Source organism: Ruegeria sp. O5, assembly GCF_056535105.1.
In genome coordinates, this window is the sequence record NZ_JBQERN010000020.1 from 1 (window position 1) to 17,204 (window position 17,204).

Below are 17,204 nucleotides of genomic sequence, written 5' to 3' on the forward strand. Positions count from 1 at the left end.
ACTTCCGGACCACTGACGTGACCGGCACCGTGACCCTGGCGGAAGGCACCGAGATGGTCATGCCCGGCGACAACGTGTCGTTCGGCGTTGAACTGATCGCACCGATCGCGATGGAGCAGGGCCTGCGCTTCGCCATCCGCGAAGGCGGCCGCACCGTCGGCGCCGGCGTCGTGTCGAAGATTACTGAATAATTCGCACAAGCGAATGAACCAACGAAAAGGGCTTCCCTCGGGACGCCCTTTTTTCGTTTTTGCCTAAGCTGATTGTAATGCTACTTCTCTCATATTGAGGCATCACAATTAGAAAGAGGTCACAGCATGCACTTATTGGCGCGTTCAGTTGGTCTAGTTGCTGCACTTGTTTATTTATCCACATCAGCGTCCGCACAGCAGATCGCGGACAGGATTTATCTCGGAGGGCCTGTGTTAACGATGAACGATAAGGCTCCGTCCGCTGAAGCGGTCGCAGTCAAAGACGGACGCGTTCTTGCTGTGGGGTCGTTGTCTGATTTGTCGATGCATCGCGGTGAAGAAACCGAAACGTTTGACCTGGAAGGCCGCGCGATGCTTCCGGGTTTTGTAGATAGCCACGGTCATGTGGTCATGGGGGGGTTGCAGGCATTGTCCGCCAACCTTCTTGCGCCGCCTGATGGGAAAGTCGTTGATATCGCCAGTCTGCAAGCCACGTTGACTGACTGGGCCGACGAAAATGCGCAAGCCGTTGAACAGGTCAAAATGATCATCGGCTTTGGTTACGACAATGCTCAATTAAAGGAACTGCGCCACCCTACGCGACAAGAACTGGACATTGTGTCTGAGGACTTGCCGGTCGTTATCGTTCATCAGTCCGGGCATTTGGGAGTAGCAAACTCGAAAGCTCTAGAGTTGGCAGGCATCACAGCCGCTTCAAAAGCCCCTCCGGGCGGAGTGATTCAACGCGATGACGCCGGTGAGCCAAACGGTGTTCTGGAAGAGTATGCGTTCTTTTCGGTCCTTGTGCCCATGTTGGGAAATCTGGGTGAAGAAGGCCTGGCGGCATTTGCCAAAGCTGGAACCGAACTTTGGGCACAGTTTGGATACACGACCGGACAAGAAGGCCGAACCTCAGGAGAAATTGTTGACGTTCTCAAGAAAGTTGCCGCCGAAGATGGGCTCCCAATTGACGTGGTAGCCTTCCCGGATGTTCTTGAGGCTAGGGAATATATAGGTGCAAACACCTCCAAGAACTACGACGACCGGGTTCGGGTCGGGGGCTGCAAGCTAACGATTGACGGCTCGCCTCAGGGTTTCACGGCTTTGAGGGATCGGCCCTATTATGATCCAGTCGGAAGCTACTCCGCCGGTTATTCAGGGTATGCTGCTATTACGATGGAGCAGCTACAGGACGCCGTTAATTGGTGTTACGAAAATGGGTTCCAAATCCTTGTGCACTCTAACGGGGAAGGGGCTTCTGACATGCTGATAGCAGCTCTCGAAGAGGCACAGATGAAGTATGGCGACCCGGGGAATCGTCCGGTTCTGATCCACGGTCAGTTTCTAAGAGAGGATCAGGTTGCGAGTTTTAAACGCCTCGGCGTATTCCCATCGCTTTTCCCGATGCACACGTTTTACTGGGGGGATTGGCATCGTGATCACACCGTTGGGCCGGTCAATGCAGACAATATCTCACCCACAGGATGGCTGCTCGAGCGGGACATGATGTTTGGCACACACCACGATGCCCCGGTGGCCTTTCCAGATAGCATGCGTGTTCTTGCTGCGACGGTTACTAGACGCACACGCTCTGGAGATATTTTGGGGCCGCATCAAAGGGTCGATGTTATGACTGCCTTGAAAGCCATGACAATCTGGCCCGCTTGGCAGCATTTCGAGGAAGATGAAAAGGGGTCCATTGAGGTTGGCAAAGTTGCGGATTTCGTGATCCTGTCAGACGACCCCACATCCGTTGACCCAGAAACACTGGCGGAATTAGAAGTGCTTGTAACCGTGAAGGGCGACGAGATTGTTTATGAAGCCGAAGTGGGTGTCCGAGAGGGCAAATTGGATTACTCGCCGTTCTCAAATGATCCTGTGATTGCCCATCTGTATCTGCATGCGGTTTACCAAGGGATGAAGGTAGAAGACGCATGGCTAACCAATGGCGTGTCTGGCGGCGAATAAAACGGTGTTCTTTGTGACGTTTGCCCCTTGTCAAACCCCGCCAACCCCACTAATACGCGCAGGTTCTCAACAAGAACATCAAGGCGGGATGATTCCCGCCTTTTGGGTTCGATGAGGGTTGGCGATGCGCGTCTGTCCTCCTCTCAACCTCAACGCCTGATAAAAGGCTGTTATTATGCAAAGCCAAAATATCCGTATTCGGCTGAAGGCATTTGACTATCGCGTTCTGGATGCCAGCACGCAAGAGATCGTCAACACTGCCAAGCGGACCGGCGCGAATGTGCGCGGCCCGATCCCGCTGCCGAACAAGATCGAGAAGTTCACGGTTCTCCGTGGCCCTCACGTTGACAAGAAATCCCGCGACCAGTTCGAGATCCGCACGCACAAGCGTCTGCTCGACATCGTTGATCCGACCCCCCAGACCGTGGACGCGCTGATGAAGCTCGACCTGGCTGCTGGTGTGGACGTCGAGATCAAGCTGCAGTCGTAAGATCGGAGGGTATAGATTATGCGCTCTGGTATTATCGCAAAAAAAGTTGGCATGACCCGCCTGTTCATGGAAGACGGCAAGCAGATCCCTGTGACCGTTCTTCACCTGGACAACCTGCAGGTTGTTGCGCAGCGGACCGCTGAAAAAGACGGCTACACCGCCGTTCAGCTGGGCGCTGGTGCTGCCAAGGCAAAACGCACCTCGAAGGCCATGCGCGGCCACTACGCCGCTGCCAAGGTCGAGCCCAAGCGCAAGCTGGCCGAGTTCCGCGTCTCCGAAGATGGCCTGATCGAAGTGGGAGCCGAAATCTCGGCCGAGCACTTCCTGGCTGGTCAGAAGGTTGACGTGTCGGGCACCTCGATCGGTAAAGGCTTTGCCGGTGCGATGAAGCGCCACAACTTCGGTGGTCTGCGCGCCTCGCACGGTGTGTCGATCAGCCACCGTTCGCACGGCTCGACCGGTCAGTGTCAGGATCCGGGCAAGGTGTTCAAAGGCAAGAAGATGGCCGGTCACATGGGTGCTGCCCGTGTTACCACCCAGAACCTCGAGGTTGTCAAAACCGACGCCGACCGTGGTCTGGTCTTCATCAAAGGCGCCGTTCCCGGACCGAAATCGGGCTGGGTCACCGTCAAGGACGCCGTGAAGAAGAAAGCACCGGAAGGCCTGCCTTTCCCGGCTGCTGTGAAATCGGCTGCAACCGAAGCACCTGCGGAAGAAGTATCCGCGGAAGGTGGTGAAGCATGAAACTTGATGTAATCAAACTGGACGGCGGCAAGGCCGGCGACATCGAGCTGGATGCAGACCTGTTCGGCCTCGAGCCGCGCGCGGACATCCTGCACCGTGTGGTCCGTTGGCAGCGCAACAACGCGCAGGCCGGCACCCACAAGGTCAAGACCCGCTCGGAAACCAGCTACTCGACCAAGAAGATCTATCGCCAGAAGGGCACCGGTGGCGCACGCCATGGTGACCGTAACGCACCGATCTTCCGCAAGGGTGGTGTTTACAAGGGCCCGACCCCTCGTTCGCACGGCCACGACCTGCCGAAGAAGTTCCGTAAGCTTGGCCTGCGCCATGCTCTGTCGGCAAAAGCCAAAGCAGGTGAACTGGTTGTGATCGAGAACGCCGAAGCCGAAGGCAAGACCGCCGCACTGGCCAAACAGGTTGCAAACCTGGGCTGGAAACGCGCTCTGGTCATCGACGGCGCGACCGTGAACGAAGGGTTCCTGAAGGCGTCGCGCAACATCGAAGGTCTGGATATCCTGCCGTCGATGGGTGCAAACGTTTATGACATCCTCAAGCGTGACACCCTGGTGCTCACCAAAGCGGCTGTCGAAGCACTGGAGGCTCGTCTGAAATGAGCGCGAAGGCAGAACACTACGACGTGATCCGCAAGCCGATCATCACCGAAAAGTCGACCATGGCGTCCGAAAATGGCGCGGTTGTCTTTGAAGTGGCGATCGAAAGCAACAAGCCGCAGATCAAAGAGGCCGTTGAGGCACTGTTTGGTGTGAAGGTCAAGGCGGTGAACACCACCGTGACCAAAGGCAAGGTCAAGCGCTTCCGCGGCCAGTTGGGCCGTCGGAAAGACGTCAAGAAAGCATATGTGACCCTGGAAGAGGGTAACACAATCGACGTAAGCACCGGTCTCTGATTCGACGCTTACAGCGACACTTTACGGCCCCGGTGGATCACTCCGCCGGGGCCGATTGCGTTTCAGGCGTCGAAGCTGGGGACGCGCGTCAGGGTAGGGCGGTCACACGCCCTCCAGCGGTCGCCTCAGGGCGGTTCTGACGTTTCGGGCTCATTGGCCGCCTCAACAGCCATCGCACCCTCTGGCGGCCTCTGAGCGGCCTGCAAGCGGGGCAGAGCCTGCAACGGATATAGAAAAGGCGCCGTTAAGGCGCCTTTGGGTCGTTTTAATTGTGTGCGTGGTTATGAGCAATATACGTGCCGGTGCGCGATATCTGCGATGTCGCAGCGGCGGATGCCGATATCGTCCAGCTCACGGTTGCTCAGACGCTGCAACTCGGTATAGGTGCGCTGATACTCAGCAGCACGAGCGCGGGCTGTTTTGATCCGTGTGATCATGTCAGCGATCCGGGTGCCGAAGTTGAAGCCGGTATGGGTCAGTGTCGCAGTTGTCATCTCTGTATTCCTTTCTCGTATCAGGGCGTATTCCCTGACGTTTCCTTTTGAGTTCCTTCATTGGACAAGGCAGAGATAGGAGCGTTTGCTATCGCTAACAACGCAGATTTTGGTCTAGCCGATATGCATCTATTGAATGGCTATACATGTCGTGGGCCACGTCAATCACACGCCGCTTTCATTTCTTTTGCGCGTTTTATTGCGGGCGGCCATCGCCCGACCATCACGTATGCTCAGCCCCATCAGTGTCAGATTGGTCGCTCCGGCAATCAGTTCGATGATCTGTACAATATAGAAGCTGGTATCAAACGAGCCCGCGTTTGCCTTTGCGCTCAGGTAGACGGCGGCTGGAACAAGGACGATGAGCCCGTTCATAGCAATGATCGGCATCCGTTTCTTTTTGGCGAGCGCAGGGGCATCTTTTCGACGACGCCCAAGTGTCGCCCCGGATGCACCGACAATCACCATTGCAGGCACCAGAACAAAGAGCCCGCTGACGATCATGGACTTTACTGCCGCGACGGTCTCATGGTTTGCAAATAGCTCACTGTACAAAGTGGATGTCCAGAATACGAGGATCGTAAGAAAGCCTACTACTCCGGCGATGGGGTGGATGGTTCTTAACATGTTGCTACTCCCAAATGAGGGTCAGGCGACGCAGTGGTTTTCGACTGCGAGCTTGCGAAGAAGATGTGGCCGGGCCACTGCGCTTGCTGGATAGTCCGCGATCCGACGCTGGAACTCGGGATGAGTGAATGCGTCGCGAAAGCTTTGCACGTTCTGCCAGATCGCGTAGTTCACAAAGGTCGAACTGCCCGCGATACCCTGATGGAGCTGGGTCGAGATATATCCCGGTTGCGATTTCATGAAATCCGCATCATGCGCCCATGCCCGAAGCAGCGCCTTTTCGTCTTCGGCGTCCACCGTAAACAGGTTGATCAGCACCACCGGTCCTTCCTCGGTCTGCATCTGATCTGCCAGCGTGACGATCGTGTCCAACTCTTTGATACGAGCCATTTCGGTTCCCTTCGATTCTGAAATATAGCAAGCTATATAAAATTGCATAGCATGCTATTCAAGTGTAAATCCAGGACATGGACTTCGAAAAAGAAAACTCGGCCGGGTATCTGGTTAATCACATGGCACGATTGTTCGCAAAGGAGTTGCAGCAACGCATTGCGCCCTTTGGCATCGTCGTCGGACAATTCCCAATCTTGCTGGAACTCTGGCTCAAAGACGGTGTGACGCAAAAGGATCTGCTGACCAAAATTGACGTCGAACAGGCGACATTGGCTAACACGCTTAACCGTATGGAACGTGATGGCTTGATCAAAAGAACGAAGAACCCTGCTGACGCCAGGGCTCAATTGATTTGGTTGACCGAGAAGGCCGCAGCACTTCGCAACAGCGCCTACGAGGCAGCTCAGAACGTGAATGCCGATGCATTACAGGTCTTGAATGACCCTGAGCGCGCACAATTCATGAACTATATGCGTCGAGTCATAGGCGGCATGCGCTCAAGGTGAATTGACGGAGGATCAGTTCACGGCACCGGCAGGCAAGCCCTTAAACAAAAAACGCCCCCGACCGAGGTCGGAGGCGTTTCTAAGTCTTCGAAGCTGCGGGCTTAGCCGCGCTCTTCGATGATCTCTACCAGATGCGGGATCTTGCGGATCATGCCGCGCACCGAAGGAGTATCCTCCAGCTCACGGGTTCTGTGCATCTTGTTCAGGCCCAGGCCGATCAGGGTTGCGCGCTGTTCGGCGGGGCGGCGGATCGGCGAACCGACCTGTTTGACGACGATGGTTTTTGCCATGACGTGCTCTCCTTATGCTTCTGCTTCAGCAGCAGCCGGTGCGTCGTCCCGCTTGGGCAGGATGTCAGCAACCTTTTTGCCACGACGTGCGGCAACCGAACGCGGGCTCTGCTCTTTCTGCAGGCCGTCGATGGTGGCGCGGATCATGTTGTAGGGGTTCTGCGAGCCCAGCGACTTGGACACAACATCCTTGACGCCCAGCATTTCGAACACGGCACGCATCGGACCACCGGCGATGATACCGGTACCTTCAGGCGCGGCGCGCATAACCACTTTACCAGCGCCGTGACGGCCCTCGATGTCGTGGTGCAGGGTCCGACCTTCGCGCAGCTGTACGCGGATCATCTGACGCTTGGCTTGCTCAGTCGCCTTGCGGATGGCTTCAGGTACTTCTTTCGCTTTACCCTTGCCAAAGCCGACGCGGCCTTTCTGATCGCCGACAACCACCAGAGCGGCGAAGCCAAAGCGCTTACCACCTTTTACGGTTTTCGACACGCGGTTGATTGCGACCAGGCGATCTGCAAATTCCGGCGTTTCTTCACGGTCGCGGCCACGGCCCCGACGGTTTTCACGTTCTGCCATTTGGCATCCCTTTTTCTCTAGAGGCGCTTGCGGCGCCAATTACTCAATCGAAGTGAACCCGTGAATGACATTCTGGGGCTCCCCGATCATCGAGGCGGGCGGACCCGCCTTCAAAGTGCCGGTGCCGGGCTGAAGCCCGGCCTACGGCGTCGTATCCGGTAAGCCGGGCTTCAGCCCGGCGCACCATCAGATCTTCAGGCCACCTTCACGCGCAGCGTCGGCGACAGCCTTCACTTTGCCGTGGAACAGGAAGCCGCCACGATCGAAATAGGCCTCTTCGACGCCTGCCTTCTTGGCACGCTCGGCGATGGCCGCGCCGACTTTCGTCGCCGCTTCGACGTTGTTCTTGCCTACAACACCCAGATCTTTTTCCAGGGTCGAGGCCGAGGCCAGGGTCACGCCACGTACGTCGTCGATCAGCTGAACAGAGATGTTCTTGTTCGAACGGTGTACGGACAGACGCGGACGACCCGCGTTGACCTTGCGAAGTTTGTTCCGAACGCGCAGGCGGCGCTTCAGAAACAGGGTTCTTTTGCTGTTTGCCATTGTCTGCGTCCTTACTTCTTCTTGCCTTCCTTGCGGAAGATGAACTCGCCCTTATAGCGGATGCCCTTGCCTTTGTACGGCTCGGGGCGGCGCCACTCGCGGATTTTGGCCGCGGTTTCGCCCACCAGCTGCTGGTCGATACCTTCCACAACGATCTCGGTCTGCTTCGGTGCGGTGATGGTGACACCTTCCGGAGCTGTGAAATCAACATCGTGGCTATAACCCAGGTTCAGCTTCAGGGTGTTGCCCTGCATCTGCGCCCGGTAACCAACACCCTGGATCTCCAGCTCTTTTTTGAAGCCTTCGGTCACACCGGTTACCAGGTTGGCAACCATGGTGCGGCTCATGCCCCACTGCTGGCGGGCACGCTTGGACATGCCGCGAGGGTCGATCTTGACCACGTTGTCTTCAACCGACAGCGTCACGTCGTCGGTGGCGGTGAAGCTGCGGGTGCCTTTCGGACCTTTGACTTCGATGGTCTGACCCGACACAGAGGCGGTTACGCCGCTGGGCAGCTCGACCGGTTTTTTACCAATACGAGACATTGCAGACCTCCTTAGAAGACGGTGCAGAGCACTTCGCCGCCAACATTGTTGGAGCGAGCGTTTGCGTCCGACATCACACCTTTCGGAGTGCTGACAATCGACACGCCCAGACCCTGACGGACCTGCGGGATGTCATTGACGCCCATGTATACGCGGCGACCGGGTTTCGAAACCCGCTTCAGTTCGCGAATGACAGGGGTGCCTTCGTAGTATTTCAGGCTGATTTCGATGGCCGGATGACCGTTTTCACCGGTCGTCTTTTCATAGCCACGGATGTAGCCTTCGTCCGCCAGCACGTCCAGAACCCAAACACGCAGCTTCGACGCCGGAGTGGAAACGGTGGACTTGCCGCGCATTTGCGCGTTGCGGATACGGGTGAGCATATCGCCGATAGGATCATTCATATCTATGTCTCCCTTACCAGCTCGATTTCACCATGCCGGGGATCTGACCAGCAGAACCCAGCTCGCGCAGCATGATACGGCTGACCTTCAGCTTACGGTAGTAAGCGTGGGGACGACCGGTCAGCTGACAACGGTTGTGCAGACGGGTAGCCGAGCTGTTGCGCGGCAGTTTCGCCAGTTTCAGACGCGCTTTGAAACGCTCTTCCATCGGCTTGCTCTCGTCATTCGCGATTTCTTTCAGCTCGGCACGCTTTGCGGCATATTTGGCCACCAGGCGTTCGCGCTTCTTCTCGCGTTCGATCATTGCTTTTTTAGCCATGTCTCAATCCTCCCGGCGCTTACGCGTTGAACGGCATGTTGAATGCTTTCAACAGTGCCTTTGCTTCAGCGTCGGTTTTCGCTGTGGTGGCAATTACGATATCCAGGCCCCAGACCTCGTCGACCTTGTCGAAGTCGATTTCCGGGAACACGATGTGCTCTTTCATGCCCATGGCAAAGTTGCCACGACCGTCGAAAGAAGGCTTAACACCGCGGAAGTCACGAATACGCGGCATCGCGATCGTGATCAGACGATCCAGGAATTCGTACATCCGGTCACCGCGCAGGGTCACTTTCGCACCCAGCGGCATGTCTTCCCGGACGCGGAAACCCGCGATCGACTTCTTCGCCTTGGTTGCAACGGCCTGTTGACCGGCAATCGCAGTCAGGTCCTCGACAGCGGCTTTCGCTTTCTTCGAGTCTTTGACAGCCTCAGCACCACAACCGATGTTCAGAACGATTTTTTCCAGCTTGGGCAGCTGCATGTCGTTCTTGTAGCCGAACTCTTCTTTCAGAGCGGCACGGATGGTCTCGGCGTACTGCGCTTTCAGGCGCGGGGTGTAGGTTGCGTTATCAAGCATCGATCACGTCCCCTGTGGTCTTGGCGAAACGCACCTTCTTGTCACCTTCCATGCGGAAGCCAACGCGGGTTGCTTTGCCGTTCTTGTCCAGCAGTGCCAGGTTCGACAGCTCGATCGGGTTTGCCTGAGGCAGGCGACCACCTTGCGAGGTTTGCGACTGGCGGGTGTGGCGGATGGCGATGTTGATGCCATCGACCACAGCTTTGCCGGCTTTGGGGTCAACCGAGGTGATAGTTCCCTCTTTGCCCTTGTCCTTGCCGGCCAGCACGACGACCTTGTCGCCTTTGCGGAGTTTAGCAGCCATGATTACAGCACCTCCGGAGCCAGCGAGATGATTTTCATGAAGTTCTTCGCGCGCAGTTCACGAACAACGGGGCCAAAGATACGGGTACCTACGGGCTCGTTGTTGTTGTTCAGGATGACGGCGGCGTTGCGATCGAAACGGATCGCGGTGCCGTCTTCGCGACGGACTTCCTTGGCGGTGCGTACGACGACGGCCTTGCGGACGTCACCTTTCTTTACGCGGCCGCGCGGGATGGCTTCCTTCACCGAGACGACAATGATGTCGCCAACGGAGGCGTATTTACGCTTGGAACCACCCAGGACCTTGATGCACTGAACTCGGCGTGCGCCAGAGTTGTCAGCGACATCCAGATTGGTCTGCATCTGGATCATGTGGTTTCTCCCGACCTGTGGGGGCTGGTCTGATTAAATCCCCCAGGGTTTCGACAAATGAAAAATCCCGGAAGCTTACGCTTCCAGAACTTCCCAACGTTTCGTCTTCGATTTCGGCGCGCATTCGATGATGCGTACAGAGTCGCCGACCTTGAAGGCGTTCTTTTCGTCATGAGCCCGGTATTTCTTGGACTTACGAACGGTTTTGTGCAGCAGCGGGTGCTTGAAACGGCGCTCGACCAGCACGGTGATGGTCTGTTCGTTGGCGTCGCTGGTCACGGTGCCTTGCAGGATACGCTTGGGCATCTGATTACTCCTCGGATGCCGCGGCAGCGGCCTTTTCGTTCAGGATGGTTTTGACGCGGGCAGCGTTGCGGCGGGCCGCTTTGATGCCAGCAGTGTTTTCCAGCTGACCGGTTGCCTGTTGAAAGCGCAGGTTAAAGCTTTCTTTCTTCAGGTTGACCAGTTCCTCGCGGAGCTGATCAGGGGTCTTGTCACGCAGTTCTTGGGCGTTCATCGCCTTTTTCCTTTGCTCAATACACCAGAAGGCCCCGTACACGGGTCACCTTTGACCTGGTGGATGAATGATAGACATACGAATCGCCCGACAACGCCGGGAGACCGCAAGATGCCGCTCTATAGGGGGTTAGGGGTGGGGTGGCAAGGGAAAGTTTGCCATGCGGGAACAGGGAATTTCCCAAAATCAAAAACCCGCGTGTGTCACCGTGTCAGACCCTGGCTATTTGCCACTCTGGTCAATACGGACAGCATCTCGGAAACCTCTTCCAGTGAAAGACGGCCATGACCGTCCAGGAACGCTCCGATGTCACGCCCGGTATATCGCCCCGTCAGCTTCCCTTCCTCAAGGATCAGATTGTTTCGCACGAGCTCCACGGCGGTCACATGGCAAATACGGCATTTCTCGATGAAGATCCCGCCCGAGTCCCGGATAATTCGGAAGTGAGCAAGCAGAACCTCGGCCTTGTCCGGAGTCACCCCGCCATGACCGGAGCGCAGGTAAATTTCGACCGCCCGTCCGGACCGGGCTCCGACCAGCACGCCATCTGACACATTAAGTTCATCCCAAACGAAATCACCGGAATGGGGGGCGTGGCATCCGGAACAGCTGTTTTCGTAGATGCGGTGCGGGTCGACCTCCTGTCCCACAACGCCAGTCGCGCTTGAGACCAGTAGCCCTATGACCAATGTGACAAATCTCAGCACGGTGTGTCCGATCAAACCAGATACGCGGCACTCCGGTCCGACTCATCAGGCAGACCGACGCATTGGAGCGGAGTCTACAACGAGCAGGCTTAAGTGTGCTTGATCCCGATCAATCAAACAGGTGCAGAAGTCAGCCCTGCCAGAAACGGTCAGTCCCACTTATAGTTGAAACTCACCGAAATCCGCTCTTCCTCGGCCATGTTCATCGGCACCTCGTGGCGCAGCCAGCTTTCCCATAGCAGCACATCGCCCACCTGCGGCTTCATATAGATGAAGGGCTGCAAATCGCGTCGCCCGCCTTTCAGCCGCGTCGGCGCGGCCATCATGCGGCCCGAACGCGGGTCTTCCAGCTTTAGCGCGCTCGCGCCTTCAGGCATCGCCACATAGGTGGTGCCGGAAATCACACTGTGCGGGTGCAGATGGCTGGAATGCATGCCGCCTTCGGGCAAGATGTTGATCCACAGGTCTTCCAGCTTCAGCTTACCCTCGCCCAGATCAAACTCCAGATCCTTTGCAAAAGCCGCCACATGGCTGTCCAGCGCCTTGACCAGATCGGCGAATATCGGAAACCGCCAGGGCAGGTCGGTCAGCGAGGCATAGCTGGTGTAACCGGGATAGCCGTTTTCTTCGCACCAGTCCTGACCGGCCTCGTCATCCTCGGCGATGACAAGGCACGAGCTTTCCAACTCCTCCGCATCGATCGGGGGACCGAATTCGGACAAAGAGGCACGATAGAGGCGGGTGACGAAGAGTGATTCAATCTGTGGCATGGCGCCGTCTTAACCCAGCCGCGTGGCGAAGGCGATGGCTGTTTTGCGAGGCTCTGCCTCGCGCTCCGGGATATTTGCGGCCAGATGAAGAACGGATCCCCTGCTTCATCTGGCCAATAAATATCCCGGGGGAGGCGTCCGGCACGGGCGGGGGGGGCAGAGCCCCCTATAGAAAAACCCCCGCCGGTGTTCCGACGGGGGTCAATCTTGTCACGAGCGGGGGTGCCCCCGGATCGTTTACCAGTCTTCGCGAACCACGACGCGGGTCTTGATCGGCAGCTTCATCGCGGCCAGGCGCAGGGCCTCGCGGGCGATGTCGTCATTGACGCCGTCGATCTCGAACATCACGCGACCGGGCTTGACCTTGCAAACCCAGCGGTCGACCGAACCCTTACCTTTACCCATACGAACTTCGATCGGCTTTGCAGTGACCGGAGTGTCGGGGAAGATGCGGATCCAGACACGGCCCTGACGCTTCATGTGACGCGTCATGGCACGACGTGCAGCTTCGATCTGGCGTGCGGTTACACGCTCAGGCTCGATCGCTTTCAGGCCGTAGGTGCCAAAGTTCAGATCAGAGCCGCCCTTGGCTTCGCCCTTGATCCGGCCTTTGTGCAACTTGCGGAATTTTGTACGCTTTGGTTGAAGCATATCTTTCCCTCCTTAGCGACGACCGCCACCAGCACCACGAGGTGCAGGGCCGTCCTGGAGTTCCTGTGCTTTACGGTCACGTGCCTGCGGATCGTGCTCCATGATCTCCCCTTTGAAGATCCAGACCTTGATCCCGATGATCCCGTAGGGGGTCATCGCTTCGGCATGTGCGTAATCGATGTCGGCGCGCAGCGTGTGCAGCGGCACACGGCCTTCGCGGTACCATTCGGTCCGTGCGATTTCGGCACCACCCAGACGGCCAGCGACGTTCACCCGGATACCCAGGGCGCCCATGCGCATAGCGTTCTGTACGGCACGCTTCATCGCGCGGCGGAACGAAACACGGCGTTCCAGCTGCTGAGCGATCGACTCGGCAACCAGTTGACCGTCAAGTTCGGGCTTGCGCACTTCGACGATGTTCAGGTGCAGTTCGCTGTCGGTCATCGCAGCCAGCTTCTTGCGCAGGACTTCGATGTCCGCACCTTTCTTGCCGATGATGACACCCGGACGTGCGGTGTGGATCGTAACGCGGCACTTCTTGTGCGGACGTTCGATGATCACACGGGCAACACCGGCCTGCTTGCACTCTTTCTGGATGAACTCACGGATCTTGAGGTCTTCCAGCAGAAGATCACCGTAGTCCTTGGTATCTGCGTACCAGCGGCTGTCCCAGGTGCGGTTGACCTGAAGGCGCATGCCGATCGGATTGACTTTATGTCCCATTAGGCTTGCTCCTCAACTTGACGCACCTTGATGGTGATCTCCGAGAACGGCTTCATGATCTTGCCGAAACGGCCACGGGCACGCGGGCGACCGCGCTTCATGACCAGGTTCTTGCCAACCCAGGCTTCGGCGACGATCAGCTCGTCAACGTCCAGGTTGTGGTTGTTTTCGGCATTCGCGATTGCGGACTGCAGGCACTTCTTGACGTCCTGCGCGACGCGCTTGTTCGAGAAAGTCAGGTCGGTCAGGGCCTTCTCGACTTTCTTGCCGCGGATCATTTGCGCAACCAGGTTCAGTTTCTGCGGGCTGGTGCGAAGCATGCGCGTTTTCGCCATTGCTTCGTTTTCAGCCACGCGGCGGGGGTTCTTTTCCTTGCCCATGACTTACTTCCGCTTCGCTTTTTTGTCTGCGGCGTGGCCATAATAGGTCCGGGTCGGCGAATATTCACCGAACTTCTGACCGATCATGTCTTCCGAGACGTTTACCGGGATATGCTTCTGGCCGTTGTACACACCAAAGGTCAGACCCACGAACTGGGGCAGAATGGTGGAACGACGCGACCAGATTTTGATGACTTCGTTGCGGCCCGACTCGCGCGCTGCTTCGGCTTTTTTCAGCACGTAAGCATCGACGAAAGGACCCTTCCAAACAGAGCGAGACATGGATTAACGTCCCTTCTTCTTGGCGTGCCGCGAGCGGATGATCAGCTTCTGGGACGCTTTGTTCTTGTTGCGGGTACGCTTACCCTTGGTGTCCTTACCCCACGGCGTAACCGGCGTACGGCCACCCGAGGTACGACCCTCACCACCACCATGCGGGTGATCGATCGGGTTCATAGCAACACCACGAACCGACGGACGAACGCCCTTGTGGCGCATACGACCGGCTTTACCGAGGTTCTGGTTGCTGTTGTCGGGGTTGGACACGGCACCGATGGTGGCCATGCATTCCTGACGGACCATGCGCAGCTCGCCCGAGCTCAGACGGATCTGAGCGTAACCGCCATCGCGGCCCACGAATTGCGCGTAAGTACCGGCCGCACGTGCGATCTGACCGCCTTTGCCAGGCTTCATCTCGATGTTGTGGACGATGGTACCGATGGGCATGCCCGAGAACGGCATTGCGTTGCCCGGCTTGATATCGGCCTTTGCCGATGCGATGACCTTGTCACCAACAGCCAGACGCTGCGGAGCCAGGATATACGCCTGCTCGCCGTCTTCGTATTTTACCAGTGCGATGAACGCGGTCCGGTTCGGGTCATATTCGATCCGCTCGACGGTTGCCGCGACATCAAATTTGTTCCGTTTGAAGTCAACGATCCGGTAGAGACGCTTTGCGCCACCGCCGCGGCGGCGTGAAGTGATCCGTCCGGTGTTGTTCCGGCCGCCCGATTTGGTCAAACCCTCTGTGAGAGACTTGACCGGACGTCCTTTCCAAAGCTCCGAACGGTCGATCAGCACCAGCCCGCGCTGGCCCGGCGTCGTCGGCTTGTACGACTTGAGTGCCATGCTTTCTGTCTTCCGTTTAGCAAGTGCAGGGGAGGTCCCCCGCTATGTGATAGGCCCCCGTAGGTGCCAAAGGTATAGGGCTCCGAAGGTCCCCGGTTGCAAAATATCTAAGGCCCCGGAACGAATCCGAGGCCGCAAGATTGGGTGCGTTTAGCAGTGTTGGCGGTGGGTGTCTATGGGTATTTTCTGATGTCAGGTGTAGCTCAAAAAACATATCTCAAAAGTACATCTTCCCATGATCAAATTTGATTATACCACTGCGCTAACCTTGCTTGCCCTTTTCGTCTCACGGTGGAATGCTCTTAATGCGACACGGCAAAGACCGTACCGCCAAGTCAACACTTGGCAGATCAAGCGCAAAAAAAACAAGGGTACAAATGAGCAACAAAATTATTTTTTCGGCGGATTCTAGCATTGGTAACGTGTCTGCTGAAACCGACGATGAATTTCTCTTCAAGTGTTTTGTCGATCATCCTGCTCTGGCTTCAATCAAGGACATGAGTACGGCCAAGATGTTCCTGTTGGGTAGCACAGGTGTGGGAAAGACAGCGTTTTTAAGGATGATCGAGAAAAACGAGAACGCAAAGTTCCTAGAACTTCAGGAGCTTTCGATGAGCTATTTGTCCAATAGTGACACCATACAGTTCCTTCGAAAAATCGACGTTGATATATCTTTCTTCCTGCAAGCTCTTTGGCGGCACGTCATTTGCATCGAATTGATAAAGATGGCCACCCAAATCGAAGACAGAGACGATACCAAGGGGTTCATTTCAAAACTCTTCAATCGAGGTAGAGAGGACGCGACTCGAAAAAGCTTCATCGAGTTTGTTGAGAACAATCAAGGTAGCTTTTGGAACACAGTCGATCAAACAGTGATCGAGGTGGCCAACAAACTAGAAAAGAACATCTCAGCTGAGTTCGGTGCTGAAATCCAAAAAGCCTCAACACGAGCTGGATACTCTCGAGGATTGAGCGAAGAAAAGAAAACTCAGTTTCAGCAAAGAGCAAAGAAATTTGTCAATTCGTCACTTTTGGCTGAACTGTCCAAGGTTGTTAATGGACTAGCAAGATACTTATCTGAGCGCCCAGACAACTATTACATTCTGATTGATGGGCTTGATGAACATTGGATCGAACCGGAAATAAAGAACACGATCATTCATTCGCTTTTCGAGGCATGCAAAGGGCTGCGCAAGATAAGAAACTTGAAGGTCATAGTTTCGATACGCAACGACGTCTACGAGAAGATGAATATGGAGCATCCACCTTCTCAAGGACAGCTGGAGAAAAACGAAGACTACATTGTTCGGATAAAATGGACGAAAGAACAGTTGTGGGAGCTGGTGGAGAGACGCATTGGCCATCTTTATCGGTGGAAATACACCAAAGATAATGTGCACTTCGTAGATTTGTTCAAACAAAGCTATGACAACAAAAAACGGACCTGGATATACATTGTTGAACGATCTTTGATGCGGCCTCGCGACGTGATCAAGTACGTCAATTTTTGTTTCACGGCTGCTGAGGGAAAAACGGAGATCAGCAAAACAGACTTTGGAAATGCGGAGAAGTCTTATTCAGATGACAGACTCGAGGCGCTGGAGTCTGAATGGCGGCCAGTCTTTGGTGGGATCGGAATACTACTAAGGCAATTGTCTAACAGAGCTACCTATTTCCCCGTAAGTGAGTTTTGCCATACCAAGTTCGTCGACGAACTAGCAATGGACTTTGCGTCTGCAGACGCAGCTCAGACTGACCCAATTTGGGAAAAGCTTGAGGAAGCAACAAAAGTCGAAGGATCAGCAGAGCCAATTGAGTTTTGCAAGGAAGTTTTTCATAGACTTCACCTTGTTGGCGCAGTTGGTTTGAAATTGTCATCAACTGCCGCGTGGCATTGGGTGTACCAGACTCACAAACCAGTCTCCAAAAACTCCATCAGCGAAGACACCAAGGTAACAATTCATCCCATGCTCTGGCGAGCCTTTGAAAACATTGAGCGGAAGGAACATCGTTCCTAGGCGTATCAACGCCTCAACAAAAAACCCCCGCTTACGCGGGGACCTTTAC

At 55.9% G+C, this 17,204-nt stretch carries 29 protein-coding genes; 8 read left to right on the forward strand and 21 right to left on the reverse strand.

The annotated features are described in order from the left end of the window. The 6 genes from ACR0M3_RS17570 to ACR0M3_RS17595 all read left to right on the forward strand — a co-directional run. On the forward strand, positions 1 to 191 hold a 191-nt coding region (locus tag ACR0M3_RS17570; protein ID WP_480487331.1), incomplete at its 5' end, for an EF-Tu C-terminal domain-related protein. A 240-nt stretch (positions 192 to 431) separates the two neighbouring features. Continuing rightward, complete coding sequence (locus tag ACR0M3_RS17575) at positions 432 to 2,159, forward strand: amidohydrolase (protein ID WP_480484782.1); 1,728 nt, start codon at positions 432 to 434, stop codon at positions 2,157 to 2,159. A 175-nt stretch (positions 2,160 to 2,334) separates the two neighbouring features. Beyond that, positions 2,335 to 2,649, forward strand: coding sequence for a 30S ribosomal protein S10 (gene rpsJ / locus ACR0M3_RS17580; protein ID WP_008756422.1), 315 nt, complete (start codon positions 2,335 to 2,337; stop codon positions 2,647 to 2,649). An 18-nt stretch (positions 2,650 to 2,667) separates the two neighbouring features. After that, a complete protein-coding gene (rplC, locus tag ACR0M3_RS17585) occupies positions 2,668 to 3,393 on the forward strand; it encodes a 50S ribosomal protein L3 (RefSeq protein WP_171638102.1) in 726 nt (241 codons plus the stop codon). Continuing rightward, positions 3,390 to 4,007 carry a 50S ribosomal protein L4 gene (gene rplD / locus ACR0M3_RS17590; protein ID WP_480474058.1) on the forward strand — a complete coding sequence of 206 codons (618 nt, stop codon included), beginning with the start codon at positions 3,390 to 3,392 and terminating at the stop codon, positions 4,005 to 4,007. The genes rplC and rplD overlap by 4 nt, the downstream gene beginning before the upstream one ends. Beyond that, entirely contained in the window at positions 4,004 to 4,300 is a 297-nt protein-coding gene (locus ACR0M3_RS17595; RefSeq protein ID WP_170609990.1) for a 50S ribosomal protein L23, read from the forward strand. Before rplD ends, ACR0M3_RS17595 begins: the two co-directional genes overlap by 4 nt. Before the next feature lie 281 nt (positions 4,301 to 4,581). Here the strand turns inward: ACR0M3_RS17595 and ACR0M3_RS17600 are convergent, their stop codons facing one another. The 3 genes from ACR0M3_RS17600 to ACR0M3_RS17610 form a co-directional block, all read right to left on the reverse strand. Next, positions 4,582 to 4,794, reverse strand: a complete 213-nt coding sequence (locus ACR0M3_RS17600) for a DUF1127 domain-containing protein (protein WP_209505835.1) — start codon at positions 4,792 to 4,794, stop codon at positions 4,582 to 4,584. A gap of 165 nt (positions 4,795 to 4,959) precedes the next feature. Beyond that, complete coding sequence (locus tag ACR0M3_RS17605) at positions 4,960 to 5,421, reverse strand: hypothetical protein (RefSeq protein WP_480484780.1); 462 nt, start codon at positions 5,419 to 5,421, stop codon at positions 4,960 to 4,962. Positions 5,422 to 5,442: 21 nt separating this feature from the next. Beyond that, positions 5,443 to 5,811, reverse strand: coding sequence for an antibiotic biosynthesis monooxygenase family protein (locus ACR0M3_RS17610; RefSeq protein ID WP_171638091.1), 369 nt, complete (start codon positions 5,809 to 5,811; stop codon positions 5,443 to 5,445). Positions 5,812 to 5,888: 77 nt separating this feature from the next. Here ACR0M3_RS17610 and ACR0M3_RS17615 point away from each other — a divergent pair, with 77 nt between their 5' ends. Continuing rightward, positions 5,889 to 6,320 (forward strand): MarR family winged helix-turn-helix transcriptional regulator, encoded by a 432-nt coding sequence (locus ACR0M3_RS17615; RefSeq protein ID WP_267364814.1) that lies wholly within the window; start codon positions 5,889 to 5,891, stop codon positions 6,318 to 6,320. 101 nt (positions 6,321 to 6,421) lie between these two features. Here the strand turns inward: ACR0M3_RS17615 and rpmD are convergent, their stop codons facing one another. From rpmD to rplB, 18 genes are all read right to left on the reverse strand, one after another. Continuing rightward, positions 6,422 to 6,610 carry a 50S ribosomal protein L30 gene (gene rpmD, locus ACR0M3_RS17620; protein ID WP_267364815.1) on the reverse strand — a complete coding sequence of 63 codons (189 nt, stop codon included), beginning with the start codon at positions 6,608 to 6,610 and terminating at the stop codon, positions 6,422 to 6,424. Positions 6,611 to 6,622: 12 nt separating this feature from the next. Then, positions 6,623 to 7,192, reverse strand: coding sequence for a 30S ribosomal protein S5 (gene rpsE, locus ACR0M3_RS17625; protein ID WP_209505839.1), 570 nt, complete (start codon positions 7,190 to 7,192; stop codon positions 6,623 to 6,625). A gap of 186 nt (positions 7,193 to 7,378) precedes the next feature. Further along, positions 7,379 to 7,738, reverse strand: a complete 360-nt coding sequence (gene rplR / locus ACR0M3_RS17630; protein WP_010437103.1) for a 50S ribosomal protein L18 — start codon at positions 7,736 to 7,738, stop codon at positions 7,379 to 7,381. An 11-nt stretch (positions 7,739 to 7,749) separates the two neighbouring features. Next, a complete protein-coding gene (rplF, locus tag ACR0M3_RS17635) occupies positions 7,750 to 8,283 on the reverse strand; it encodes a 50S ribosomal protein L6 (RefSeq protein WP_039523384.1) in 534 nt (177 codons plus the stop codon). An 11-nt stretch (positions 8,284 to 8,294) separates the two neighbouring features. Further along, complete coding sequence (gene rpsH, locus ACR0M3_RS17640) at positions 8,295 to 8,687, reverse strand: 30S ribosomal protein S8 (RefSeq protein ID WP_209505841.1); 393 nt, start codon at positions 8,685 to 8,687, stop codon at positions 8,295 to 8,297. A gap of 13 nt (positions 8,688 to 8,700) precedes the next feature. After that, positions 8,701 to 9,006, reverse strand: a complete 306-nt coding sequence (gene rpsN, locus ACR0M3_RS17645) for a 30S ribosomal protein S14 (RefSeq protein WP_142639784.1) — start codon at positions 9,004 to 9,006, stop codon at positions 8,701 to 8,703. A 19-nt stretch (positions 9,007 to 9,025) separates the two neighbouring features. Next, positions 9,026 to 9,586, reverse strand: a complete 561-nt coding sequence (gene rplE / locus ACR0M3_RS17650) for a 50S ribosomal protein L5 (protein ID WP_209505843.1) — start codon at positions 9,584 to 9,586, stop codon at positions 9,026 to 9,028. Next, complete coding sequence (rplX, locus tag ACR0M3_RS17655) at positions 9,579 to 9,890, reverse strand: 50S ribosomal protein L24 (RefSeq protein WP_010437096.1); 312 nt, start codon at positions 9,888 to 9,890, stop codon at positions 9,579 to 9,581. Before rplX ends, rplE begins: the two co-directional genes overlap by 8 nt. 2 nt (positions 9,891 to 9,892) lie before the next feature. Then, positions 9,893 to 10,261, reverse strand: coding sequence for a 50S ribosomal protein L14 (gene rplN, locus ACR0M3_RS17660; protein WP_005621870.1), 369 nt, complete (start codon positions 10,259 to 10,261; stop codon positions 9,893 to 9,895). 75 nt (positions 10,262 to 10,336) lie between these two features. Continuing rightward, complete coding sequence (gene rpsQ, locus ACR0M3_RS17665) at positions 10,337 to 10,567, reverse strand: 30S ribosomal protein S17 (protein ID WP_209505845.1); 231 nt, start codon at positions 10,565 to 10,567, stop codon at positions 10,337 to 10,339. 4 nt (positions 10,568 to 10,571) lie between these two features. After that, positions 10,572 to 10,778: a 50S ribosomal protein L29 gene (gene rpmC / locus ACR0M3_RS17670; protein ID WP_209505847.1), complete on the reverse strand. Its 207-nt coding sequence runs from the start codon at positions 10,776 to 10,778 to the stop codon at positions 10,572 to 10,574. Positions 10,779 to 10,981: 203 nt separating this feature from the next. Beyond that, positions 10,982 to 11,485, reverse strand: a complete 504-nt coding sequence (locus ACR0M3_RS17675) for a hypothetical protein (protein ID WP_480911901.1) — start codon at positions 11,483 to 11,485, stop codon at positions 10,982 to 10,984. Positions 11,486 to 11,634: 149 nt separating this feature from the next. Continuing rightward, positions 11,635 to 12,255 carry a 2OG-Fe(II) oxygenase family protein gene (locus ACR0M3_RS17680; protein WP_480897813.1) on the reverse strand — a complete coding sequence of 207 codons (621 nt, stop codon included), beginning with the start codon at positions 12,253 to 12,255 and terminating at the stop codon, positions 11,635 to 11,637. 237 nt (positions 12,256 to 12,492) lie between these two features. Continuing rightward, positions 12,493 to 12,906: a 50S ribosomal protein L16 gene (rplP, locus tag ACR0M3_RS17685; protein ID WP_267364819.1), complete on the reverse strand. Its 414-nt coding sequence runs from the start codon at positions 12,904 to 12,906 to the stop codon at positions 12,493 to 12,495. A gap of 12 nt (positions 12,907 to 12,918) precedes the next feature. Further along, positions 12,919 to 13,629: a 30S ribosomal protein S3 gene (rpsC, locus tag ACR0M3_RS17690; RefSeq protein ID WP_209505853.1), complete on the reverse strand. Its 711-nt coding sequence runs from the start codon at positions 13,627 to 13,629 to the stop codon at positions 12,919 to 12,921. After that, the gene (rplV, locus tag ACR0M3_RS17695) at positions 13,629 to 14,009 is read right to left on the reverse strand and encodes a 50S ribosomal protein L22 (RefSeq protein ID WP_039538267.1); all 381 of its coding nucleotides are present in this window, start codon (positions 14,007 to 14,009) and stop codon (positions 13,629 to 13,631) included. The genes rpsC and rplV overlap by 1 nt, the downstream gene beginning before the upstream one ends. 3 nt (positions 14,010 to 14,012) lie before the next feature. Beyond that, entirely contained in the window at positions 14,013 to 14,291 is a 279-nt protein-coding gene (gene rpsS, locus ACR0M3_RS17700; protein ID WP_005980699.1) for a 30S ribosomal protein S19, read from the reverse strand. Positions 14,292 to 14,294: 3 nt separating this feature from the next. Next, positions 14,295 to 15,137: a 50S ribosomal protein L2 gene (gene rplB, locus ACR0M3_RS17705; protein ID WP_170531634.1), complete on the reverse strand. Its 843-nt coding sequence runs from the start codon at positions 15,135 to 15,137 to the stop codon at positions 14,295 to 14,297. A 305-nt stretch (positions 15,138 to 15,442) separates the two neighbouring features. Between rplB and ACR0M3_RS17710 the strand changes: the two genes are divergently transcribed. Next, positions 15,443 to 17,155, forward strand: a complete 1,713-nt coding sequence (locus ACR0M3_RS17710; RefSeq protein ID WP_480911904.1) for a P-loop ATPase, Sll1717 family — start codon at positions 15,443 to 15,445, stop codon at positions 17,153 to 17,155. Positions 17,156 to 17,204: the final 49 nt, after the last annotated feature.